Origin of the sequence: Mesorhizobium sp. M0040, from assembly GCF_040323505.1 — a bacterium.
In the GTDB taxonomy this organism is placed as follows: domain Bacteria; phylum Pseudomonadota; class Alphaproteobacteria; order Rhizobiales; family Rhizobiaceae; genus Mesorhizobium.
Genome location: NZ_JAMYVA010000004.1, coordinates 214,648 through 235,980 on the forward strand (window position 1 = coordinate 214,648; position 21,333 = coordinate 235,980).

The window sequence follows — 21,333 nt, forward strand, 5'->3', positions numbered from 1 at the left end:
GGAGATTGGATGTCATCATCGCTTTCGCCAATTGTCGACGCCGGAGAAAAGGCGGTTTCGCCGAAGCTGCCGATCTCCCCACTTGAGGGGGAGATGGCCGGCAGGCCAGAGGGGGGTGTTCAGGCGAATTCATTGCGATCCATTCAGCGCCCATGACCGACTACAAAACCCTCATCGACGCCGAGACCTGGGCCTTCATCGAGCGGACTAACTCCTATTATCCGCCCGATACGATCGACTACACCGTCGCCGAGCAGCGCCAGATCTATAACCGGATGTGCCGCGAGTTCTTTGCCGGCTATCCCCAAGGCGTCACGGCGGAAACCACCGCCATTGCCACACCCTGGCACATTCCGATCCGCATCTACCGCGCTCCGGCGCCGGAAACGGCGGCGATGGTGCTTTATTTCCATGGCGGCGGTTTTATCCTCGGCGGGCTCGACAGCCATGACGACCTCTGCGCCGAGCTTTGCAGCCGCACCGGCTACGAAGTGGTTTCGGTCGACTACCGGCTGGCACCGGAACACCTTCATCCGGCCGCCTTCGACGATGCCATCAGCGCCTTCGAATGGGCGGCGGCGACTTACGAGCGTCCTGTCCTGCTCTGCGGCGACAGTGCCGGCGGCAATCTCGCCGCCGCTGTCAGTCACGCAACGCGCGGCCATGCGCGCAAGCCGATCGGCCAGATTCTGGTCTATCCCGGCCTTGGCGGCGACAGCTCCGCCGGTTCCTACGTCACCCACGCGGAAGCGCCGATGCTTACCGCGCGCGACCTCCTTTTCTACAGGGACATCAGGACCGGTGGCGAGGATCGCACCGGCGATCTCACTCTGTGGCCGCTCGCCGACGCCGAGTTCGCCAATCTGCCGCCCACCGTCGTGATCACCGCTGAATGCGACCCGCTGTCGTCGGACGGCGAAGCCTATCGCGACCGCATCGTTGCCGCGGGCGGGCGCGCCTGGTGGCTCGAGGAGCCGGGGCTGGTGCATGGCTATTTGCGCGCCAGGCACACGGCCGGCCGCGCCCGCTCGAGCTTTACCCGGATTGTCGATGCGATAGCGGTTTTGGGAAGGGGCGAGTGGATCTGGTGAGGGATGTCTTCCCGACCAGAACGGGCCTTTGTCGGCCGGTACAGCTCTATTTGCGGCGGCGTCGCCGGCCGGAAACCTGCTTCAGCCAAGGTCCTAAATGAAAGCCGCTCATCAGCAGGTACATCGGGACCATGCCGCCCAGCGGTGACGCCTCTTGCCCGGTCGAGCACATCATGTCCGGCGCGCCGCCGAGAAGCGTCAGCAGCGCCATGGTTGCGAAGGTCGGCGCGGCCGCTAAGGACAGCCAGTCGGCTGCACTATGGCCGGCCGGGCTCGCATCGTCGCCGGATCCGCCTGCATGAATCTCGCTCATGTCCGTTGTCCTGCATAGCGAGCGGGAGGCGGTCCAACCGTGCATCCCGCTCCTCCAATTGTCCTGGCCGCATTTCCGCGACGCCAAAGACGTTCTATTCGGTGCGATTCCGGAACGCGGCCTCTCCGGCGTCCGATATCTCGACCCATTTTTTGTCGGGGACGGCTTCGGCGCCGTAATTGTCGTGCCAGTTCCACCACTTGTACGTCGGCGTCTGCGGATAGCCCTCGGGCGAATCCTCCCAGACCTCCTGGCGGCCGAGCGGCGACAGGTCGAGATAGCTCCATACGGTCCCCATCGCCTCGTCACCGCGGTTGTTGATGAAGTAGGTGCGGAAGACGCGGTCGCCGTCGCGGATGAACACGTTATGGCCGTGCCATTCGTCAACGCCGAAGTCGGCATCGAAGCTGTCGGTGATGGTGTACCAGGGCATCTTCCAGTCCATCCGCGCCTTCAGCCGCGCAATGTCGGCCTGCGGTGCGCGTGAGGCGTAGGCAAGCGTGGTGTCGCGGGCGTTCAGATGGGCGAGGTTGCCGACCTGGTCCGCCCCCAACGAACAGCCGCGGCAAGCGTGGTCGGGCCAGCCGAATACGCCGGGCTCGAAGAAGGCGCGGTAGACGATCAGCTGACGGCGGCCCTCGAACAGGTCGAGCAGGCTCACCTTTCCGTTGGGGCCCTCGAACGTATAGGTCTTCTCCACCGCCATCCACGGCATCCGCCGACGCTCGGCGGCCAAGGCGTCGCGAGCCCGGGTCACGGTCTTCTCTTTCACGAGCAGCTGCTGGCGCGCAGCCTCCCACGCGTCAGGCGAAACGACCGGTGGTGTCTTCATCGCGAGCCGCGTCGTCTGCTCGCCTGTGCCATTCTGATGTGCCGTCATTGTGCATCTCCCTTGCTGGTTTGTCGCCGCAGGTGCGACGTGTTGGGTCGTGAGCCAAAATAGGGGCGATAGCGGATTGGCGAGAGTGACAAGTGTGACGCGATTCCGACAGGTCCGCTGATCACGGCCAATTTCGCCGCCCGCGACGCCTCTGCTCATTCGTGCCCGGACTGCTGAATGGGCCGAGCGCCGGCCAGATAGCGGTCATTGTCAAACGGCTCGGCCTGGTTGCTATCCGGACTCCACAGCTGCCGGTGGGTTCGTGTGAGATCGCCGAGGTAGACATGCAGCGCACCCGATCGCGCACCGCCCGTATTCGCAACCGCATGAACGGTATTTGACGCCATGTGCACCACGGCAGGTGCGGCGATGTCCTGCCTTTCGGGAACATCGAGTTCGCTGCCGGCAACGGGATAGATGAAGTTCGTCTCGCTGCCCTTGTAGATGCCGATCAAGGCATCCATCAGGTGGTTGTGAGGCGGGTACTGGAGGCCCGGCGACAGCGTGATGTGATAGATCGTCAGGTTCGGACTCGCATGCAGAAGCACCTCGTCGTCGTCTTCTTCGTGAGCGAGTGTTCCCGAGGCGTGAAAGCGGTTGGTGTAGTCGCCCAGGACCGTCCTTACCGCTTCGAGGGGATCTGGCCCCTTCGCGGCATTGACGATATCATCGGCAGCGGCGTAGAGAGGCGACTTGGCGGGTAAAGGCATATCAGTTATCCTCCCTGAGATGCTCAGACCATCAATCTGAGATGCTCACGCTAGCGAATGCTGAGGCCAGCGTCAATCGGACAGCCAGACGGACAAAATATGAAAACGACGAAGTTGACCGCCGAACCGGCAAGACCGGCTACGGTTGAGGCGACAGCACTGTCAGCCGCCGACGTCCTTCGCAGGGAACAGGCATATGAGCAGCTGAGGAACGACATCATCGCCTGCGTGCTGCGCCCCGGCGAAGCGCTGACGGAGAAGCAGATCGGCGATCGATACCAGATCAAAAAGGCGACCATCCGCGCGGCCTTGGCCCGACTGATGCAGGAAGGACTGGTCAGGAGCGAGCCGCGCCGGGGCTACGTCGTAGCTACGCTCAGCCTGCGGGATGTCAACGAGATCTTTGATGTCCGCAGCTTGATCGAGCCGGAAGTGTTCAGGGTGGCGGCATCGAACATGACCGAGCGCGGGCTCGAGGATGTCAGGCTGGCAGCGCAAAAAGTGCTGAAGCCGGAGACGCTACGCAGCCACGTCGCCTTCCTTGCGGCCGACCGTGCCTTTCGTCTGGCCCTTGCGGAGCTCTCGGGAAATTTACGACTGGCGCATCTCCTGGACCAGATACTCGACCAATCGGCGCGGGTTCTCCACCTCGGCTTCAAGTCCCGCGACTTCACCCAGTTGATCATCGCCCAGCAAAAGGAGTTGGTCCTTGCCTGCGAGGCAGGCGAGGTTTCCGCCATCGTCAAACTTGCCCGTTCGCAGTGCCTGTCTCTCAAGAAGCAGGTGCTCGAGGCTTTGCTTGCCGGTTCCAAGCTTCAAGACGTCAATTTGCAGCCCTTCGCCTAGAGCCGGTTCCGGTTCTCCTGGAACCGGTAACCCGCTCTAACTATCTGTTTTGCCGCATTTATGCGGACGCCAAATGATTCCATTTGGCTGCAAAATGCTCTAAGGGAAGTTGGCCATTCGGTGCGACCCGCCACCTTGGCGCAACGGCCGCCGGCGGGCCTTGTTTCACCCCACCGCGCATGCCGCCGCCCGTCCGGCACTGCGGCCGGAAAAGATGCAGCCGCCGAGAAACGTGCCTTCGAGCGCTGCATAGCCGTGCATGCCGCCGCCGCCGAAACCGGCGGCCTCGCCCGCCGCGTACAGCCCCTCGACTGGTTGGCCGCCGGCGCCCAGCACGCGGCTGTCGAGGTCAGTCTCCAGCCCACCGAGCGTCTTGCGGGTCAGGACGCTGAGCCTGACGGCAATCAGTGGACCATTGGCGGGATCGAGCAGCTTGTGCGGTCTTGCGGTGCGGATCAGCCGGTCGCCGAGATAGGCTCGCGCGCCGCGCAACGCAGTAATCTGCATGTCCTTGGAGAACGGATTGTCGAGCTGCCGGTCGCGGGCGCGGATTTCGCGCTCAACCTGCGCCAGTTCGAGCAGCGGCTCGCAGCCGGCCACTGCGTTCATGCGGGCGACCAGCGCCGGCAAATCAGGCTCGACGATGAAATCCTCGCCCTTCTCCATGAACGCCTTGACCGGCGCGGGCACGCCGCTGGTGGCGCGGCCGAGCACCTGGCGCCAGCTCTTCCCCGTCAGATCGGGGTTCTGCTCGGAGCCCGACAGCGCGAACTCCTTCCGGATGATCTTTTTGGTCAGGATGAACCAGGAATGATCGAAGCCGGTGCTCATGATGTGGCTGAGCGTGGCCAACGTGTCGAAGCCGGGATAGAGCGGCACCGGCAGGCGCTTGCCGCGCGCGTCGAGCCACAGCGATGACGGGCCGGGCAGGATGCGGATCGCATGATCGGTCCAGATCGGTGCCCAGTTCCTGACGCCCTCAACATAGTGCCACATGCGGTCGCGGTTGATCAGCCGGCCGCCGGCGGCTTCGGCGATCGCCAGCATTCGGCCGTCGACATGATCGGGAACGCCAGTGATCATGCGTTTCGGCGGCGCGCCCATCCGCTTCGGCCAATTCTCCCGGACCAGCCGGTGATTGGCGCCTATGCCGCCCGAGGCGACGATGACGGCCTGCGCCTTCAGCTCGAAATCGCCGGTGATCTCGCGCGAGCTCTTGCGGCCGCGCTCGGCATCGCTCGCCGCCAACAGGTCGCCGCGCACGCCGTCGACGACGCCGCCCGTCCGCGTCAGTTCGTTAACCCGGTGACGGAATTTGAAGCGGATCAGCCCGCGTTTCTCGGCCTCGCGCACGCGCTGCACGAACGGCTCGAGCACGCCAGGGCCGGTGCCCCAGGTGATGTGGAAGCGCGGCACCGAATTGCCGCGGCCGACGGCATTGCCGCCGCCGCGCTCGGCCCAGCCGACCACCGGAAAGAATTTCAGGCCGCGCTGCATGAGCCAGGAGCGCTTCTCGCCGGCGGCGAAGCCGAGATAGGACTCGGCCCAGCGGCGCGGCCAGAGATCTTCCGTGCGGTCGAAGGCTGCGGTGCCCAGCCAGTCCTCGAGCGCCAGCTCATACGAATCGCGGATGCGCATGCGCCGTTGTTCGGGCGAATCGACAAGGAAGATGCCGCCGAGCGACCAGAATGCCTGGCCGCCAAGCGACTGCTCCGGCTCCTGCTCGACAATGATGGCCTTCTTGCCGGCCGCAGTCAGTTCGGCCGCCGCGACAAGGCCGGCAAGGCCGGCGCCGACAATGATCACATCCGCCTCGTCGGGCATCTATTTGGCCATGATCTCGTCCAAAAACCGGTCCCGTTGTGGGATCACGGCCGGCCTAGACTGCCTCCCAGCCTTCCTTCTCGCCGGCGCGGAAGATGGCATCGATGAGCTTCTGGTTGAGCACCGATTCTTCCAGGGTGAAGACACGATCCTTGCCGCCCTGCGCAGCCCGCGCGAAGGCCTCGACTTCCAGCCGGTACTGTTGCGTGCCGGGAAAGCGGAAAACCTGCGCCTCGCTGTGGTTCTGGTTGTGCAGTTCGACGCGGTGATGGTCGTAGAGTCCGGCGTTGAACGGTGAGAACACCTCGATGAAGCCCTTCTCGCCGTGGAAGACCATCACCTGGCGTGCCGCCATCTGCGTCGACAGGTAAAACGACAGCTCGAAGTCGCCGAAATCGGCGCGGATCGAGGAATAGATGTCGGTGCCGAATGTCTTGTCGCGCTCGATCGTCGCCTGGACGCGCAGCGGCTCCTTGCCGGTCGAAAAGCGCGTCGATACCGTCGGATAGACGCCGATGTCGGGCAGCGCACCGCCGCCGAGATCGAGCTTGTTGCGCATGTTGTTGGGGTCGACATTGTAATAGGAGAACGCGCCCTGGACATGGCGCAGCCGGCCGATGGCGCCGTTGGCGATGAGGTCGCGCACCTTGATCCATTGCGGATGGTAGACGACCATGAAGGCTTCGCAGACCAGCACCTTCCTGGCATCGCGCAGCTTGATCAATGGCGGAATGTCCTTGGCGTCGAGCGCCAGTGGCTTTTCGACCAGAACATGCTTGCCGGCCTCGATCGCCTTGGCTGTCCATTCGACATGCTGCGAGGTCGGCAGCGGAATGTAGACGCCGTCGATGTCGCTGGAGGCGAGCAGCTCCTCATAGGAGCCGAACGCGTGGCGCGCACCGAAGCGTTCGCCCAGCGCCTGCGCTTTCGACAGATCGCGGCTGGCAATCGCGGACAGCACGCCGTTCTCCGCTTCGACGATTGCCGGCAAAAGCTGCTCGCGGCCGATCTTGGCCGTCGACAAAACTCCCCATCGGAACATCAGATTTCTCCTCTCGATTGCAGGCCTGGAGGTTTGCCCTAATTCAGGAGAAAAGCCAATGCGGGAGCATGGCGGCGAACAGGGCGATCATCTGCGGCTTGTCCGGATGCCGGCGCTGCCCTTGCGGAACCTGGGTTCCTCGCCCCACGAAGTGGGGAGAGGTGGCTCGGTCCTGCAAAGACTATCCCCGCTTGCCGGTCAGCGTCATGTCGAAATCGACGACGTTGGAGTAAATCGGCGTGCCGACATCCATGCCGTAGCGCGACCGCAGCACCTTGCCGGTGACGTGGAATTTTATCGCGCCCGCCCTGAGGCCGCCGAGCTCGGCCGTGAATTTTTCCTGAAAAGTCTTGCCGCGCGCCGTCAGCCGGCCGGTGACAAGGGCTGACGTGTCGCCGGTGCGTTTGACGCTGGTCGAACGGAACTGGATCTCCGGATTGTTGGCCGCGTCGAAAACAGCGTCCGAGCGGAGAAAGGCATCGATGCGGCTTTGGCCGGTACCGACGCTTTCGGGGAAGATGGTGAAATTGACCTGGGACCGGCCGACATCGCTGTTGTCGATAAGGATACTGCCCTTGAAGCGGGAGAAAGCACCGTCGAGCCCGCCGCCGCCGAGCTTGCCGATGGAGAAATGGATGCTGGAACTCCCCGGGCTGATCGTGTAGCTGCCGGCCGCCTCGCCAAGGGCAACGGCGGCGAAAACAGGCATGGCAAAACAAGCGGCGGCTGCCGCAAATCCGAAGATGCGCGCGTACATGGAAATGGCCCTCTTTGCAGGCAACGCTTTCTTGCGTCCTCGCCCCATCAACGAATGAGCCGTCCGCTCTATTCCCTGTCGTGATGTGACGAAGCCGTGATCATGCGCGTCAGCACGGTATCCCTCAGCCAGAAATGATGGCGCAGCGCTGCGGCGAGATGCAAAGCGACAAGTCCGATGCCCGCATAGGCGAGATACCAGTGCGTCGCTGCCCAGAAGCTTTCTGCCGTGTCCGATTCACCGAGCGGCAGATTGGGCATGACGAACAGATTGAACGGCACGCTCGGGATCTCCAGCACCGAGACCGAGACCAGCGCCCAGCCGGACAACGGCAGAGCGAGCTGAAACGCATAAAGCGCGAGATGGACCAGCGGCGCCATCCGGCGCTCGAACGGGCCGACCGAGCGCGGCAGCGGCGGGGCCGGTCTGCCAAGGCGCCAGGCGATGCGCAGGATGACCAGTCCAAGCAGCAGGAAGCCGAAGGATTTATGCAGCTGGATCAGCTCGAAGGCGGTGCGCTGGCTGGACAGCCGCACCATGACGAGGCCGAGCACGAACTGGCCAATAAAGAGCGCCGCGATCAGCCAGTGAAGGATGATCGCCGTCCAGCCGTAGCCGGCCGTCTGGTTTTTGGGCAGTGCTGACATGGTCGGTGAACGAATGCCAGGTCGGCTTTCTTCCACCTCTCCCTTGTGGGGAGGGTTGGCTTATTCGCCGACCTTGAAAAAATCGACAACGGCCCTGAGCGCCGGCCGCATCTGGCGGCGGCTGGGGTAATAGACGAAGAAGCCGTCGAAGCGCGGGCACCAGTCCTCCAGCACGCGAACGAGCTTGCCGGCGGCGAGCGCGTCGCGGACATAATCCTCGAACACGAAGGCGAGCCCGGCGCCGTCGACTGCGGCGTTGGCAATCAGATGGTCCTCGTCGAGGATCAGCGGCCCTTGCACCGGTATCTCGATCTCCTCGCCGTTTTGCTCGAATTCCCAGCGGTAGAGAATGCCGCTGGAGAAGCGGAAGCGGATGCAGCGGTGAGCGGCGAGATCGCGCGGATGCTGCGGTTTTGGCATGGTCTCGAAGTAGGCTGGCGCGCCGACCACGGCGCCGCGAAGGTCTGGTCCGATGCGCACCGCGATCATGTCGCGCTGCAGGCTCTCGCCCAGTCGCACACCGGCATCGAAGCCGCCCTCGACGACGTCGGTGAAGCGGTCCTCGATGACGATCTCCAGCACGATGTCGGGATAGGCAGCCGCAAAGGCGCTGAGCCTCGGCGTCAGCGCCAGGTGGGCCGCGGTGCGCGGCACGGTCAGCCGGAGATTGCCGGCCGGCCGGTCGCGCGCCTCGATCGCCGATTCCAGCGCCAGGTCGATTTCCGACAGCGCCGGCCTGAGGCGCTCGAGCAGTTGCGCGCCCTCCTCGGTCGGTGCGACGCTGCGCGTGCTGCGCGCCAGAAGGCGCACGCCGAGGCGCGCTTCGAGGCTGGACACCGCGTGGCTGACCGCCGACGGCGCGATTGCCAGTTCCTTGGCGGCGCCGCGAAAACTGCCGCATTGGGCGACCATTGCCAGTACCGCGAGCTGTGAAAGATGGGTTCGCTTCATTGATCTATTTCTTGGAACAGCCCGTACAGATGAGAGCCGATTATCGAACTCAATGCAAGACGCTATCTCTGCCTCATCACAACCATCACAACAAGGAGACACGTGATGCAAACCCGCAAGCTTGGCAATGAACTTGACGTCTACCCGGTCGGCCTCGGCTGCATGGGGATGAGCTTTGCCTATGGTGGCCAACCGGAGGCGGAGGCGATTGCCACGCTGCGCCATGCCGTCGAGATCGGAGTCAATTTCTTCGACACGGCCGAGGTCTATGGCCCTTTCGAGAACGAGATCCTGGTCGGCAAGGCGCTGAAGCCGGTGCGTGACAAGGTGACGATCGCAACCAAATTCGGCTTCAATATCCTCGAAGAAGGCAGCGGCATGGAGCGCATGGCCGGTGTCGATAGCCGCCCGGAGCATGTCAAGGCCGTGGCCGAAGCGTCATTGAAGCGGTTGGATACGGAGGTGATCGATCTCTATTACCAGCACCGCGTCGACCCCAACGTGCCGATCGAGGATACGGTCGGCGCCATGGCCGAGCTGGTGCGCGAGGGCAAGGTGCGGGCGCTCGGCCTGTCGGAGGCGAGTGCGGCGACCATCCGCCGGGCGCATGCCGTGCACCCGATCGCCGCCGTGCAGAGCGAGTATTCACTGTGGAGCCGCGATCCGGAGGGGGAAGTGTTTGCCGTCTGCCGCGAGCTCGGCATCGGCTTTGTCCCCTATAGCCCGCTCGGCCGCGGCCTGCTCACCGGCACGATCGCCAAGCCCGATGTTCTCGGCGCCGACGACTGGCGCCGCGGGTTGCCGCGCTTCCAGGCCGACGCCATGGCGGCCAATGCGGCGGTCGTCGCCGTGCTGGAAAAGATGGCCGCCGGGAAGGGCGTGACGCCGGCGCAGCTGGCGCTCGCCTGGGTGCTGCATCAGGGCGACTTCATTGTCCCGATCCCTGGTGCGCGAAAAATGCGCCATCTGGAGCAGAATACGGCGGCAGCCGATATCGTGCTGAGCCAGGCCGAGGTGGCATCCATCGGCGACGCCCTGTCGCCGGAAAAGGTGGTCGGCAAGCGCTATACCGAGGAGCTGCTGGCGCTGGTCAACGGGTGAACGGCAAGCGACGGCGTAATCGAAACGGGGCGTTTCGGCACACCCCTTTTTCGTGCGCCGCGCCATGCAAAATAATTGCGAGACGTGGGCGCGAGATACCCCCCCTCTGTCCTGCCGGACATCTCCCCCTCAAGGGGGGAGATTGGCTGTTCCCGCGCCCTGCCCGCCCTTCCGGCGCCGGTGATTGGCGAAAGCCGAGGCGACATCCGATCTTCCCCCTTGAGGGGGAGATGCCCGGCAGGGCAGAGGGGGTGCCTCGCGCCGACATTTCCTACCAAGGCACGACACTGATCTCCGGCCAGTTCTCCCTGGCACGCGCGCCCTTCATCTCGTGCGTCTGCCGATTATCCAGTGCACGGTTCGGGGTAACGCGAAACGAGAAGATGTCGTCGAGCCCGAACGGCGCCACGAGCGCGAGTTGCCCATCGGTGCCGAATCTAACGCCGACCGCATGGGTTTTCGAAGCGAAATAGGACAGCGCCTCGGCGGACGACGACAGTCTGGGATAGGAACCGCCAAAGCGCGCCTCAAACCACAGATGCACCCGCGCCTGGTTGCGCACTTCAACCGGCAGCGTCAGTCCTTCGAACTGCTTCGCCGCCCGGCGGATGACCGTGTCCTCGGCTTCATAGGACAGATCGCTCTCATCGAAATAGAACAGGTCGACATCGCGGATGCCGTACCCCGAGGGCTTCCCGGTCAGATGATTCCAGACGCTGTTGTAAAGCGCGCCGGAAACGACCAGCCAGTCCGGCAGGCCTAGCACCCGTACCCGCGACAGCGTCTCACCGACCAGCGGATCGGCTGAGACGATATCGAGAAAGACTGCACGCTGTTCCTCGAAGGACAGCCCTGAATAGCGCAAATGGTCCATCGCCCTTTGGACGGCGATTCGTCATATGTCCGCAAGCTCAGCCGCGCAGCACGCCGCCGGTCTGCTTGCCGACATTCTCGACGATGCGCTTGGCCAGCGCCTCGAAATCCTCATCGGTCAGCGTCTTTTCGACCGGCTGGATCGACACTTCAATGGCGATCGATTTTTTCGCCGCGCCGAGCGCTGCACCCTCGAAAACATCGAACACCGAGACGCCGGAAATCAGCTTTCGGTCGGCGGCAAGGGCGGCGCGAACGAGTGTGCCGGCTTCGACCGCCTTGTCGACGACGAAGGCGAAATCGCGCTTGACCGCCTGGAAGGCGGACAGATCAAGCCTCGGCTTTGTTCGCGTCGGCTTGGCCTTCGGCTCGGGCACGGTATCGATGAACACTTCGAAGCCGCAAAGCGGGCCGGAGACGTCAAGCCCCTCCAGCGTCTTCGGGTGGAACTCGCCAAACGTGCCAAGAATTACCTTCGGCCCGAGCTTGATCGTGCCGGAGCGGCCGGGATGATACCAGGCCGGGCCGTCAGCCTCGATCTGCAGCCGCTCGACCGGCGCGCCGCAGGCTTCGAGTGCTGCGATCGCATCGGCCTTGGCATCGAAGACGCCGACGGCGCCGGCATTGCCGGCCCAATGGCGGCCGGAGCCCTCGAGCTTGGCGGTGCCGCGCCGCACGCCGGCGGCAACACGCCGCTGCTGGTCGGCGCCGTCGCCCTCGTAAGTGCCCGACACTTCGAACAGCGCGACATCGCCGATGCCCCTGTCGGCATTGCGCTGTGCTGCCGCAATCAGCCCCGGCAGCAGCGACGGCCGCATGTCCGACATATCGGCGGCGATCGGGTTGGCAAGCTTCAGCGCCTGCTGGCCGCCGCCGAACAATTCGGCGTGTTTTGCCGGAACGAACGACCAGGTGATGGCCTCCATCATGCCACGCACGGCAAGCGCCCGCTTGGCGGCGCGGGTGCGGATCTGCAGCACAGTCAGGATCCTGGCGTTGACCGCATCGTGCGAACCAAGCGGCTGCGGCGCGATATTGTCGACGCCGTGGATGCGCATGACCTCCTCGACCAGGTCGGCCTTGCCGTCGACATCCGGCCGCCAGGACGGGACCGCCACATTGACGACATCGCCCGTGCCCTCCGGCTTGAAGCCGAGGCGGGCTAAAATGTCGAGGCTTGTCGCGCGCGGCACTTCGATGCCGGTCAGCCGCTTCACTTCCGACAGGGGGAACGAGACGATCTTCGGCTGATGGCCGGCATAGCCGACGACTTCGGTTTGCGCCGGCGTACCGCCGCAGAAATCGAGCACCAGCTTCGTTGCCAGCTCCAAGCCGGGAACCATCATTTCCGGGTCGACGCCGCGCTCAAACCGATAGCGCGCGTCGGTGATGATGCCGAGTGTGCGGCCGGTGCGGGCGGTGGTGATCGGGTCCCAAAGCGCCGACTCGATCAGCACGTCGGTGGTGTTCTCGTCGCAGCCGGAATGCTCGCCGCCCATGATGCCGGCAATCGATTCGATGCCGTCCTGGTCGGCGATGACGCAGATCTCCGGCGTCAGCGTGTATTCGCGGCCGTCGAGCGACAGCACCTTTTCGCCATCACGCGCCCGGCGCACGGCGAGATTGCCGGTGACCTTCGCAGCGTCGAAGACATGCAGCGGCCGGCCGCGGTCGAAGGTGACGTAATTGGTGATATCGACGAGCGCGCTGATCGGCCTCAAGCCGATGGCGAGAAGCCTTTGCTGCAGCCATTTCGGCGACGGTCCGTTCTTGACGCCGCGCACCAGGCGCAGCGCAAAGCCGGGACAGAGCTCCGGCGCTTCGATCGTCACCTTGACCGGCGTCTCGCCCTTGCCGGGGATCGGCTCTATCGGCGCGCTCTTCAGCGTGCCGAGCCCGCTCGCCGCCAGATCGCGGGCGATGCCATGGACACTGGTCGCATCCGGCCGGTTCGGCGTCAGATTGATCTCGATCAGCGGATCATCGAGATGGGCATAGGCGGCGAAGCTGGTGCCGACCGGCGCATCGGCCGGAAGGTCGATGATGCCGTCATGCTCCTCGGACAATTCGAGCTCGCGCTCGGAGCACATCATGCCGTGGCTTTCAACGCCGCGGATCTTGCCGACGGTCAGCGTCACGTCGATGCCAGGAATATAGGTGCCCGGTGCTGCAAAGGCGCCGATCAGGCCCGCGCGGGCGTTCGGCGCTCCACACACGACCTGCACCGGCGGCTTGCCGTCACCGGTGTCGACGGTCAGCACGCGAAGCCGGTCGGCGTCGGGATGCTGGACCGCCGTCAGCACCTTGGCGATGACGAAGGGGGCCAGGCTCGCCCGGTCGTCGACATGCTCGACCTCGAGGCCGATCGAGGTGAGACGCTCGACGATTTCCGCCAGCGAGGCGTCGGTCTCGAGATGATCCTTGAGCCAGGAGAGGGTGAGTTTCATGACTGTGTTCCGTCTGGTCTGGGCACGCTGCACTTGAAGCTATGCGGCCGCGCGTCGGACATGTGCAGGAAGGCGAGCTGCCCGCGGATTTGCTGCGGCCCGGTCGTCACGCGCTCAAGCCCCCGAACAGCGTCGGCATGTCAAGCGGCCTAAAACCGTAATGCGACAGCCAGCGCACATCGGCGTCGAAGAAGGCGCGCAGATCCGGCATGCCGTATTTCAGCATGGCGATGCGGTCGATGCCCATGCCCCAGGCGAAGCCCTGGTATTCGTCGGGATCGAGCCCGCCGTAACGGAGCACATTGGGGTGGACCATGCCGCAGCCGAGGATCTCCATCCAGTCCGAGCCCTCGCCGAAGCGCACCTCGCCGGGCCGCGAACGGTCGCACTGGATGTCGACCTCGAGGCTGGGCTCGGTGAACGGGAAGAAGGACGGCCGGAAGCGCATCTTGACGCTCGGCACTTCGAAGAAGGCCTTGCAGAACTCCTCCAGCACCCATTTCATGTTGGCGACGTTGGCCGATTTGTCGATCACCAGCCCCTCGACCTGATGGAACATCGGCGAGTGGGTGGCATCGGAATCCTGCCGGTAGGTCTTGCCGGGAATGACGATGCGGATCGGCGGCTTCTGCATCTCCATGGTGCGGATCTGCACCGGCGAGGTGTGGGTGCGCAAAAGCTTGCGCTCCCCCTGCTCGTCCGGCTGGAAGAAGAACGTGTCGTGCATCTCGCGCGCCGGGTGGCCTTCCGGGAAGTTCAGCGAGGTGAAATTGTAATAGTCGGTCTCGATGTCCGGACCTTCGGCGATGGCAAAGCCGAGATCGCCGAAAATCGCCGCGATCTCGTCGATAACCTGGCTGATCGGATGGATGCGGCCGCGCTCGGCCGGCGATTGCCTGACCGGCAAGCTGACGTCGACCTTCTCGGCGGCAAGCCGTGCCGTGATCGCCACATCTTTCAGCTCGGCGCGGCGCGCCGAAAGTGCCTCGGTGACGCGGTTCTTGAGGCCGTTGATTGCCGGGCCTTTGACCTGTCGCTCCTCGGCGCTCATCGAGCCGAGTGTCTTCAGCATCTCGGAAACCGAGCCCTTCTTGCCAAGGGCAGAGACACGCACCGCCTCGATCGCATGCTCGTCGGCGGCCGAGGCGATCTCGGCCATCAGGGAATTTTCGAGAGTTTCCATGTCACTCATGTTCCGGATCCGATTGGAAGCAAAGAAAAACCCGCGCCAGCCCTGCCAGCGCGGGTTTCCCAAATCAAGTGTCGAATAGCTTGGGAAGCGCTGGTCTTAAGCGACAGCGCTTTCAAAAGCATTCGGCGTGGTATTCTTCAGGTATTCGAGCGCGACCTTGGCCTTGGCCACGAGTGCGGCGAAGGCCTGCGGCTCGTGGATGGCCATGTCCGACAGGATCTTGCGATCGATCTCGATCCCGGCCTTGTTGAGACCGTCGATGAAACGGCCATAGGTCAGGCCATGCTCATGCGTCGCCGCATTGATGCGCTGGATCCACAGCGCGCGGAACGAGCGCTTGCGGTTCTTGCGGTCGCGATAGGCGTACTGCAGCGACTTTTCCACCGCCTGCTTGGCGATGCGGATGGTGTTCTTGCGACGGCCGTAAAAACCCTTGGCGGCTTTCAGGACCTTCTTGTGCTTGGCGTGCGAGGTGACGCCTCTCTTTACGCGTGCCATGTCATGATCTCCTTAAAAGCAATTCCAGGAAAAGTGCCTGGCGGTTTTCCGTTCGGAATTGCGTAAAACAAATGCGTGTCCAGACCGAATGCTCTTATTTTGGCGCATGATGTTTCCAAAAAGTCTGCAACTTTTTGGCATCATGCCCTAGAGGCCGTTCGGCAGAAAATTCTTGATGACCTTCTTGCCATCCGGTTCAGCCAGAACCATCGTGCCGCGGGCATTTCGAATGAACTTGTTGGAACGCTTGATCATGCCGTGACGCTTGCCGGCCGCAGCCGACAGAACTTTACCCGTACCTGTGATCTTGAACCGCTTCTTGGCGGCCGATTTGGTCTTCATCTTGGGCATTTTGCTACTCCGTTTATATGCGCACCAATGCGCTTTTTGTTCGCTTCAGGCCGACCAAAGCCCGAAAAGCAAATGAAACCGCCACGGCATGCCCTGCCGGGCGGTTTTTTGGGAACGGCGGTCCTATACGTCAAAGCGGGAGCGCGTGCAACACCCCGTGCTCAGCAACACTGTACTCAGCAACACTGTACTCAGGGGAAACGGAACAGCACCGGCAATATGCCGGACTGCTGGGCGCCGTCGATCAGTTCGAAAGCCGGCAAGGCAACGAGGAACACCAGCCCGTCCAGCAGCGTGGTTCGCAGCAGGCGCGGCTTGAAGCTGCCGGTGTCGCCTTCCTGATACAGCGACAGTTTCGGGAAGAAGCGCGGCACTTTCGCCAGGTAGGCCTGGTATGGCGCGCCGAGAGCCTGCTTGAGGAATTTCTCCTCGCGCAGGATAACGATGTAAAAGGCACCCGCGCAGAGCGCTCCAAAGCCGATCGTGGCGGTGATGGAGCCGATCTGTGCGCCGACACCGGCGGCAGCTAAAGTAGAGAAGACATAGAGTGGGTTGCGCGTAATCGAATACGGTCCGCCGGTCACCACTTCGGAGGATTTGCGACCGCCGATATAGAGCGTCGACCACAAGCGTCCGACAATGCCGAGAAAGATCAGCACGACGCCAACCATTTCGATTGTTTCATGCACAGGCGTATCGGGCGGAAAAACCGACTGCCCGAACAAAAGCATCGCGAACAGGACGACGACGACGACGGCAAGCACCATCCTGCGCGTGTGCTGGTAGCTGCCCAGCCCATATTTGGCTTCCGAATGCTTGACGTCATTGACCATGTCGGGAATCCGATCGTCGAGGGAACCAGAGCGTCGTTGCTCTCGCCGGCGATCGCAGCGTCTGGTCAAGAAAACAGGCGCCCCGCCGATCGCCGGGACGCCTTGCAACATGATTCAGGCGGATTTTATGCACGTCGCCCAAAAGTGCGCAGCGGTTTTGCGACAACGACATGCACAAAACAGAACTAAAGCGCAACGCGCTTTAGCGGGGCGCCAGCACCATCATCATCTGGCGGCCTTCGAGCTTCGGTTCGGCTTCGACCTTGGCGATGGGCGCCACTTCCTCGCGAACCTTGTTCAGAAGCTGCATGCCGAGTTCCATATGCGCCATCTCGCGACCGCGGAAGCGCAATGTCAGCTTGACCTTGTCGCCTTCCTCGAAAAAGCGCCGGACGGCCTTCATCTTGGTCTCATAGTCGTGGCTGTCGATGTTCGGGCGCATCTTGATCTCCTTGATCTCGATGACCTTCTGGTTCTTGCGCGCCTCGGCCGCCTTCTTCTGGTTGGCGTATTTCAGCTTGCCGAGATCGAGGATTTTTACGACGGGCGGCACTGCATTGGGCGATATCTCGACCAGATCGAGCCCCGCCTCTTCGGCGAGCAGCAATGCGTCGTTGATGGAGACATCGCCGCGGTTCTGGCCTTCGGCGTCGATTAGCTGGACCCGGGGAACCCGGATGTCACGGTTGGAGCGCGGGCCTTCCTTGGTGGGCGCCGCTGCTTTGAAAGGTCTGCGAATGGTCGTGGTCTCCTTGAGCCGTTTCGTTAAGGGGTTCTTCAGTTCAGAATTGCGAACGCGCAATGTGGTGAGCGCGCGGTCGGAGTCAATAGCACAGCATTCTCAGGAAATCACCTGCCCGATGGAATGCTCCTCTGCACCAAGCGAAGAAAGGGCGGAGCACTTTTCGTTGAATGCCTTGCTGTGCCAAAAGACCGGCGTGAGGGAATACACCATGAGCACCACCCCGATCTTCCTGGACGTCGACGGGACGAGCATCGCCGTCAGGCATGCGGCAGGTGCCGAGCCCGGTATCGTCTGGCTTGGCGGCTACAAATCGGACATGCTGGGCACCAAGGCCGAAACACTGTCGGAATGGACGCGCAAAGAAGGCCGCGCCTTTCTCCGCCACGATTATTCCGGCCACGGCGAATCGGGTGGCGCCTTTGCCGACGGCACCATCTCGAAATGGCTGGGCGAGAGCCTGGCCGTTTACCGCCGTTTCACCCAGGGCAGGCAAATCCTGGTCGGCTCGTCGATGGGCGCGTGGATCGCGCTGCGCATGGTGCAGGAATTGCGCAAGGCGGGCGAGAACAGCGTCGCCGGCCTTGTGCTGCTGGCCCCGGCGCCCGATTTCACATTCGAACTGGTGGAGCCGGTGCTGACCGGGGCGCAGAAGCGCAACCTCAGGAAAAAGGGCTTTTTCGAGGAGCCGTCGGACTATTCCGCCGAACCGTACATCTACACGCGCGCACTGATCGAGGACGGCCGCAACAACCGGGTGATGACCGGGCCGATCGACACGCACTGTCCGGTCCACATCCTGCAAGGGCTGGCCGATCCCGACGTGCCGTCGAGCCATGCGCTGAAGCTGGTCAGCCTGCTGCCGGCCGACGACGTCACGCTGTCGCTCATTCCGGACGGCGACCACCGCCTGTCGCGGCCGCAGGATCTCGACATGCTGGTGCGGGCGGTGGACGCGATGGTGCGGCAGGCGGGATAGATTCAGCCGTTGCGGAACGTATAAGCATATCCGTTGATGGCCGGAGCGCCGCCAAGGTGGGCGTAGAGCACTTTCGATCCCTTGGGAAAATAACCCTTGCTCACGAGATCGATCATGCCCTGCATGGATTTTCCCTCATAGACCGGATCCGTGATCATGCCTTCAAGACGCGCGCAGAGACGGATTGCTTCCTTCGTCTCCTGCGAGGGGACGCCGTAGACCGGATAGGCATAATCTTCGATCAGGACGACATCGTTCTCATCGAGATCCTTGCCGAGTTCGACCAGCGTCGCGGTGCTCTGCGCGATCTTGAGCACTTGCGCCTTGGTCTGCGCCGGGGTGCAGGATGCGTCGATGCCGATCACCTTGCGCTCGCGGCCGTCCTTGGCGAAGCCGACCAGCATGCCGGCGTGAGTCGAACCGGTGACGGTACAAACGACGATGTAGTCGAAGGCGAAGCCGAGCTCCTTCTCCTGCGCGCGGACCTCCTCGGCAAAGCCGACATAGCCCAGGCCGCCATATTTGTGTACCGAAGCCCCGGCCGGAATTGGATAGGGTTTGCCACCCTTGGCCTTCACATCCGCGATTGCCTGTTCCCAGCTTTCCCTAATCCCGATGTCGAAACCCTCATCGACCATCTGGACATCAGCGCCCATGATCCGGCTCAAAAGGATATTGCCGACGCGATCGTAGACGGCGTCCTCGTGGGGCACCCAGCTTTCCTGCACGAGGCGGCACTTCATGCCGATCTTCGCCGCGACGGCCGCCACCATGCGCGTATGGTTGGATTGGACGCCACCGATCGACACCAGCGTATCGGCGTTTGAGGCGATCGCGTCCGGGACGATGTATTCGAGCTTGCGCAGTTTATTGCCACCGAAGGCAAGGCCGGAATTGCAATCCTCCCGCTTGGCATAGAGATCGACCTTCCCGCCGAGATGACCACCAAGCCGCTCCAGTTTCTCGATATGGGTCGGCCCGAATGTGAGCGGATAACGTTCGAATTTCTCGAGCATGAGAGTGCCTCGCTTGTTCCATTCATTGCGGTGTGGTGCGATGAACACTATCAGCTCTGCCTTGAAATGTGCTCTCAAAGATCGAGCCCAGAATATCCAAAATATCGCTTCATGGCATTGAAATGTCATATATATTCGAGTCTTAATCCGAATAACGGAAGAATCTTTCATGCGCGCAGCGCTCGACCGGATCGACCTGAAAATGTTGCGCCTGCTCCAGGGCAATGGGCGACTGACCAATGCGGAGCTGGCGCAGTCGGTCGCTGTTAGCCCGGCGACGTGCCACCGCCGGACGCAACGCCTGTTCGATGAAGGCTACATCAGCCATGTCAGGGCGATGGTGACCCCGCAGAAGGTCGACAGAGGCGCGTTGGTGATGGTTGGCGTCGTACTCGACCGTTCGACCCCGGAGAGTTTCGCGGAATTCGAAAAGGCCGTCGCCAAGCTGAAATTCATCCTCGACTGCCATCTGGTGGCAGGCGACTTCGACTATTTTCTGAAGATCAGGGTTGGTGACATGGCGGATTTCAACCGAATCCACGGGGACCAATTGATCGCACTGCCTGGCGTTCGCCAGACGAGAACCTTCTTCGTGATGAAAGAGGTCGTCGACAATGCGCCTCTGGATTTTTGAACGGACGGCTTCGAAGCGTCAAACCATTGCACTCAGCCAGCAGACGCGATCGGCGCTGGATTTTCACTGCAGAACCGTCGGCGACATTGCCCCCTTACGGGGTCTGGCTGCTCTTTTCCTCGAAAAGCTCAAAAAGCGATAATCATTTCAGCCGCTTGTCCGGTTTTGGCGGCTGCTGTCTTGAATCGCCGTTTTCTTCATCCCATTTCGATTCCACGCAGCCGGAATTGGCTGTCTCCAACTGAAGGATTGGGAGAAATGAACACATCTGCATTGATCCGTCCGGCCTGGACGCCGGCGACCATCGCGTTGATGGTGATCGGGTTCATGGTGTTCTGGCCGCTCGGCTTAGCCATGCTCGCCTACATCATCTGGGGCGACCGGCTCGAGGGCTTCAAGCGCGACGTCAACCGCGCCACCGACGGCATCTTCGCCGGTTGCCGCCGCGGTTCCGACAGGGCCGCGCGCTGGGGCCATGGCTCCGCACGCACCGGCAACGTCGCTTTCGACGACTGGCGCGAAAAGGAACTCGAGCGGCTTGCCGAGGAACGCCGCAAGCTCGACGAGATGCTGAGCGAGTTCGATGAATATGCCCGCGAATTGCGCCGCGCCAAGGACCAGGAAGAGTTCGATCGCTTCATGGCCAACCGCAACAAGTCGACGTCGCCCACGACGGGTGGGTCAACTGGCTCGACGACGAACAACAAACGCGGCGGCAACTCCACGCCAGGCCTGCTCGACGAGTAAGGTCCCGTGCCCAGATAGATAATCCAACGGCGTCGCGTTAGCGGCGCCGTTTCTTTTTTGTTCTAGTCGTTTCCCTCGAATCACGTATCGTCCCGGAATGTCCTTCGGCTTCTTCCGCACCCCGACGAAACCCAAGCCCACGCCCGTCGTGGAGCGCGAGCATTGCGTTGCCGGCCGCACGCTGCCGCTCAAGATCGTCGAGAACGACCGGGCGCGGCGCCTGACGCTGCGCATCGATTCCGGCGGCCGTGGTCTGCGCATCACCGTGCCGCCGGGGCTGCGCCGCGGCGAGGTGGAAAAATTCCTCGACCGCCATCAGGACTGGCTGGAGCAAAGGCTGGCCAAGGTACCCAACCGGCCGCAAGTGCGGCCCGGCATCAAGGTACCGGTGCGCGGCGTGCCGCATCGCATCGTCCATGAACCGTCGAAACGCGGAACCGTCACGCTGTCGCGCGACGATCGCGGGCCGCTGATGATCGTGCATGGCGAACGCGTGCATCTGCCGCGCCGCATCGCCGATTTCCTGAAGCGCGAAGCCAAGCGCGAGATCGAAGCGCTGGTGACCAAACACAGTGCGGCGGTCGGCAAGCGCGCCAAGGCGATCCGCTTCAAGGATACGTCGAGCCGCTGGGGATCGTGCACGTCGGATGGCAATCTGTCGTTTTCCTGGCGCATCATGATGGCGCCGCGGCCGGTGATAAACTACCTGGTCGCGCATGAGGTGGCGCATCTCAAGGAGATGAACCACGGCCCGAAATTCTGGAAACTATGCGAGCAGCTTTGCCCGGATACCGAGCGCTGCAAGGATTGGCTCAAGCGCAATGGCGGCGCGCTGCAGGCGATCGCGTTCGAGTGATTG

General features: G+C 62.8%; 23 protein-coding genes. 7 read left to right on the forward strand and 16 right to left on the reverse strand.

What is annotated here, in order from left to right; genetic code table 11:
- Nucleotides 1-152 precede the first annotated feature (152 nt).
- Entirely contained in the window at nt 153-1,091 is a 939-nt protein-coding gene (locus tag NKJ91_RS05745; protein WP_352454782.1) for an alpha/beta hydrolase, read from the forward strand.
- A 46-nt stretch (nt 1,092-1,137) separates the two neighbouring features.
- Here the strand turns inward: NKJ91_RS05745 and NKJ91_RS05750 are convergent, their stop codons facing one another.
- The 3 genes from NKJ91_RS05750 to NKJ91_RS05760 all read right to left on the reverse strand — a co-directional run bounded on the left by NKJ91_RS05750 (nt 1,138) and on the right by NKJ91_RS05760 (nt 2,994).
- A complete protein-coding gene (locus tag NKJ91_RS05750; RefSeq protein ID WP_352454783.1) occupies nt 1,138-1,404 on the reverse strand; it encodes a hypothetical protein in 267 nt (88 codons plus the stop codon).
- Nucleotides 1,405-1,498: 94 nt separating this feature from the next.
- A complete protein-coding gene (locus NKJ91_RS05755) occupies nt 1,499-2,284 on the reverse strand; it encodes a DUF899 domain-containing protein (RefSeq protein WP_352454784.1) in 786 nt (261 codons plus the stop codon).
- A gap of 155 nt (nt 2,285-2,439) precedes the next feature.
- Nucleotides 2,440-2,994 carry an autotransporter gene (locus NKJ91_RS05760; RefSeq protein ID WP_352454785.1) on the reverse strand — a complete coding sequence of 185 codons (555 nt, stop codon included), beginning with the start codon at nt 2,992-2,994 and terminating at the stop codon, nt 2,440-2,442.
- A 99-nt stretch (nt 2,995-3,093) separates the two neighbouring features.
- On the opposite strand from NKJ91_RS05760, the gene NKJ91_RS05765 reads away from it, so the two are divergent.
- Nucleotides 3,094-3,840 (forward strand): GntR family transcriptional regulator, encoded by a 747-nt coding sequence (locus NKJ91_RS05765; RefSeq protein WP_023677587.1) that lies wholly within the window; start codon nt 3,094-3,096, stop codon nt 3,838-3,840.
- A 165-nt stretch (nt 3,841-4,005) separates the two neighbouring features.
- On the opposite strand, the gene NKJ91_RS05770 is transcribed toward NKJ91_RS05765, so the two are convergent.
- From NKJ91_RS05770 to NKJ91_RS05790, 5 genes are all read right to left on the reverse strand, one after another.
- Nucleotides 4,006-5,664 carry an FAD-binding dehydrogenase gene (locus NKJ91_RS05770; RefSeq protein ID WP_352454786.1) on the reverse strand — a complete coding sequence of 553 codons (1,659 nt, stop codon included), beginning with the start codon at nt 5,662-5,664 and terminating at the stop codon, nt 4,006-4,008.
- 55 nt (nt 5,665-5,719) lie between these two features.
- Nucleotides 5,720-6,706 carry a Gfo/Idh/MocA family protein gene (locus NKJ91_RS05775; RefSeq protein WP_352454787.1) on the reverse strand — a complete coding sequence of 329 codons (987 nt, stop codon included), beginning with the start codon at nt 6,704-6,706 and terminating at the stop codon, nt 5,720-5,722.
- A gap of 181 nt (nt 6,707-6,887) precedes the next feature.
- Nucleotides 6,888-7,463 carry a YceI family protein gene (locus NKJ91_RS05780; RefSeq protein ID WP_352451627.1) on the reverse strand — a complete coding sequence of 192 codons (576 nt, stop codon included), beginning with the start codon at nt 7,461-7,463 and terminating at the stop codon, nt 6,888-6,890.
- A gap of 68 nt (nt 7,464-7,531) precedes the next feature.
- The gene (locus NKJ91_RS05785; protein WP_352451628.1) at nt 7,532-8,110 is read right to left on the reverse strand and encodes a cytochrome b; all 579 of its coding nucleotides are present in this window, start codon (nt 8,108-8,110) and stop codon (nt 7,532-7,534) included.
- 60 nt (nt 8,111-8,170) lie between these two features.
- Nucleotides 8,171-9,061, reverse strand: coding sequence for a LysR family transcriptional regulator (locus NKJ91_RS05790; RefSeq protein ID WP_352454788.1), 891 nt, complete (start codon nt 9,059-9,061; stop codon nt 8,171-8,173).
- 105 nt (nt 9,062-9,166) lie between these two features.
- On the opposite strand from NKJ91_RS05790, the gene NKJ91_RS05795 reads away from it, so the two are divergent.
- Complete coding sequence (locus NKJ91_RS05795; RefSeq protein ID WP_352451630.1) at nt 9,167-10,162, forward strand: aldo/keto reductase; 996 nt, start codon at nt 9,167-9,169, stop codon at nt 10,160-10,162.
- 271 nt (nt 10,163-10,433) lie between these two features.
- Here the strand turns inward: NKJ91_RS05795 and NKJ91_RS05800 are convergent, their stop codons facing one another.
- The 7 genes from NKJ91_RS05800 to infC all read right to left on the reverse strand — a co-directional run bounded on the left by NKJ91_RS05800 (nt 10,434) and on the right by infC (nt 17,095).
- On the reverse strand, nt 10,434-11,036 hold the full coding sequence (locus NKJ91_RS05800) for a nucleotidyltransferase family protein (protein WP_352454789.1): 603 nt from the start codon (nt 11,034-11,036) through the stop codon (nt 10,434-10,436).
- A gap of 37 nt (nt 11,037-11,073) precedes the next feature.
- Entirely contained in the window at nt 11,074-13,482 is a 2,409-nt protein-coding gene (gene pheT / locus NKJ91_RS05805) for a phenylalanine--tRNA ligase subunit beta (protein ID WP_352454790.1), read from the reverse strand.
- A gap of 106 nt (nt 13,483-13,588) precedes the next feature.
- Nucleotides 13,589-14,674: a phenylalanine--tRNA ligase subunit alpha gene (pheS, locus tag NKJ91_RS05810; RefSeq protein WP_352454791.1), complete on the reverse strand. Its 1,086-nt coding sequence runs from the start codon at nt 14,672-14,674 to the stop codon at nt 13,589-13,591.
- Nucleotides 14,675-14,770: 96 nt separating this feature from the next.
- Entirely contained in the window at nt 14,771-15,172 is a 402-nt protein-coding gene (gene rplT, locus NKJ91_RS05815) for a 50S ribosomal protein L20 (RefSeq protein WP_006201247.1), read from the reverse strand.
- A 147-nt stretch (nt 15,173-15,319) separates the two neighbouring features.
- Entirely contained in the window at nt 15,320-15,523 is a 204-nt protein-coding gene (gene rpmI / locus NKJ91_RS05820; protein WP_006201248.1) for a 50S ribosomal protein L35, read from the reverse strand.
- A gap of 191 nt (nt 15,524-15,714) precedes the next feature.
- A complete protein-coding gene (locus NKJ91_RS05825; protein ID WP_023677574.1) occupies nt 15,715-16,356 on the reverse strand; it encodes a methyltransferase family protein in 642 nt (213 codons plus the stop codon).
- A gap of 202 nt (nt 16,357-16,558) precedes the next feature.
- Nucleotides 16,559-17,095, reverse strand: a complete 537-nt coding sequence (gene infC / locus NKJ91_RS05830) for a translation initiation factor IF-3 (protein ID WP_023677573.1) — start codon at nt 17,093-17,095, stop codon at nt 16,559-16,561.
- Nucleotides 17,096-17,309: 214 nt separating this feature from the next.
- Between infC and NKJ91_RS05835 the strand changes: the two genes are divergently transcribed.
- On the forward strand, nt 17,310-18,077 hold the full coding sequence (locus tag NKJ91_RS05835; protein ID WP_352454792.1) for an alpha/beta hydrolase: 768 nt from the start codon (nt 17,310-17,312) through the stop codon (nt 18,075-18,077).
- Nucleotides 18,078-18,079: 2 nt separating this feature from the next.
- Here NKJ91_RS05835 and NKJ91_RS05840 read toward each other — a convergent pair whose 3' ends face one another.
- Nucleotides 18,080-19,093: a 1-aminocyclopropane-1-carboxylate deaminase gene (locus NKJ91_RS05840; RefSeq protein WP_352454793.1), complete on the reverse strand. Its 1,014-nt coding sequence runs from the start codon at nt 19,091-19,093 to the stop codon at nt 18,080-18,082.
- Between the two features lie 169 nt (nt 19,094-19,262).
- Here NKJ91_RS05840 and NKJ91_RS05845 point away from each other — a divergent pair, with 169 nt between their 5' ends.
- The 3 genes from NKJ91_RS05845 (at nt 19,263) to NKJ91_RS05855 (ending at nt 21,330) form a co-directional block, all read left to right on the forward strand.
- Nucleotides 19,263-19,727 (forward strand): Lrp/AsnC ligand binding domain-containing protein, encoded by a 465-nt coding sequence (locus NKJ91_RS05845; protein WP_352454794.1) that lies wholly within the window; start codon nt 19,263-19,265, stop codon nt 19,725-19,727.
- Between the two features lie 258 nt (nt 19,728-19,985).
- Entirely contained in the window at nt 19,986-20,474 is a 489-nt protein-coding gene (locus NKJ91_RS05850) for a DUF2852 domain-containing protein (RefSeq protein WP_352451639.1), read from the forward strand.
- A 97-nt stretch (nt 20,475-20,571) separates the two neighbouring features.
- Entirely contained in the window at nt 20,572-21,330 is a 759-nt protein-coding gene (locus NKJ91_RS05855; protein WP_352454795.1) for a M48 family metallopeptidase, read from the forward strand.
- Nucleotides 21,331-21,333 lie beyond the last annotated feature (3 nt).

Coding starts and splice junctions, on each gene's coding strand:
- NKJ91_RS05745 (WP_352454782.1), top strand. CDS start 153: ATGACCGACTACAAAACCCTCATCGACGCCGAGACCTGGGCCTTCATC.
- NKJ91_RS05750 (WP_352454783.1), bottom strand. CDS start 1,404: ATGAGCGAGATTCATGCAGGCGGATCCGGCGACGATGCGAGCCCGGCC.
- NKJ91_RS05755 (WP_352454784.1), bottom strand. CDS start 2,284: ATGACGGCACATCAGAATGGCACAGGCGAGCAGACGACGCGGCTCGCG.
- NKJ91_RS05760 (WP_352454785.1), bottom strand. CDS start 2,994: ATGCCTTTACCCGCCAAGTCGCCTCTCTACGCCGCTGCCGATGATATC.
- NKJ91_RS05765 (WP_023677587.1), top strand. CDS start 3,094: ATGAAAACGACGAAGTTGACCGCCGAACCGGCAAGACCGGCTACGGTT.
- NKJ91_RS05770 (WP_352454786.1), bottom strand. CDS start 5,664: ATGCCCGACGAGGCGGATGTGATCATTGTCGGCGCCGGCCTTGCCGGC.
- NKJ91_RS05775 (WP_352454787.1), bottom strand. CDS start 6,706: ATGTTCCGATGGGGAGTTTTGTCGACGGCCAAGATCGGCCGCGAGCAG.
- NKJ91_RS05780 (WP_352451627.1), bottom strand. CDS start 7,463: ATGTACGCGCGCATCTTCGGATTTGCGGCAGCCGCCGCTTGTTTTGCC.
- NKJ91_RS05785 (WP_352451628.1), bottom strand. CDS start 8,110: ATGTCAGCACTGCCCAAAAACCAGACGGCCGGCTACGGCTGGACGGCG.
- NKJ91_RS05790 (WP_352454788.1), bottom strand. CDS start 9,061: ATGAAGCGAACCCATCTTTCACAGCTCGCGGTACTGGCAATGGTCGCC.
- NKJ91_RS05795 (WP_352451630.1), top strand. CDS start 9,167: ATGCAAACCCGCAAGCTTGGCAATGAACTTGACGTCTACCCGGTCGGC.
- NKJ91_RS05800 (WP_352454789.1), bottom strand. CDS start 11,036: ATGGACCATTTGCGCTATTCAGGGCTGTCCTTCGAGGAACAGCGTGCA.
- pheT (WP_352454790.1), bottom strand. CDS start 13,482: ATGAAACTCACCCTCTCCTGGCTCAAGGATCATCTCGAGACCGACGCC.
- pheS (WP_352454791.1), bottom strand. CDS start 14,674: ATGAGTGACATGGAAACTCTCGAAAATTCCCTGATGGCCGAGATCGCC.
- rplT (WP_006201247.1), bottom strand. CDS start 15,172: ATGGCACGCGTAAAGAGAGGCGTCACCTCGCACGCCAAGCACAAGAAG.
- rpmI (WP_006201248.1), bottom strand. CDS start 15,523: ATGCCCAAGATGAAGACCAAATCGGCCGCCAAGAAGCGGTTCAAGATC.
- NKJ91_RS05825 (WP_023677574.1), bottom strand. CDS start 16,356: ATGGTCAATGACGTCAAGCATTCGGAAGCCAAATATGGGCTGGGCAGC.
- NKJ91_RS05835 (WP_352454792.1), top strand. CDS start 17,310: ATGAGCACCACCCCGATCTTCCTGGACGTCGACGGGACGAGCATCGCC.
- NKJ91_RS05840 (WP_352454793.1), bottom strand. CDS start 19,093: ATGCTCGAGAAATTCGAACGTTATCCGCTCACATTCGGGCCGACCCAT.
- NKJ91_RS05845 (WP_352454794.1), top strand. CDS start 19,263: ATGCGCGCAGCGCTCGACCGGATCGACCTGAAAATGTTGCGCCTGCTC.
- NKJ91_RS05850 (WP_352451639.1), top strand. CDS start 19,986: ATGAACACATCTGCATTGATCCGTCCGGCCTGGACGCCGGCGACCATC.
- NKJ91_RS05855 (WP_352454795.1), top strand. CDS start 20,572: ATGTCCTTCGGCTTCTTCCGCACCCCGACGAAACCCAAGCCCACGCCC.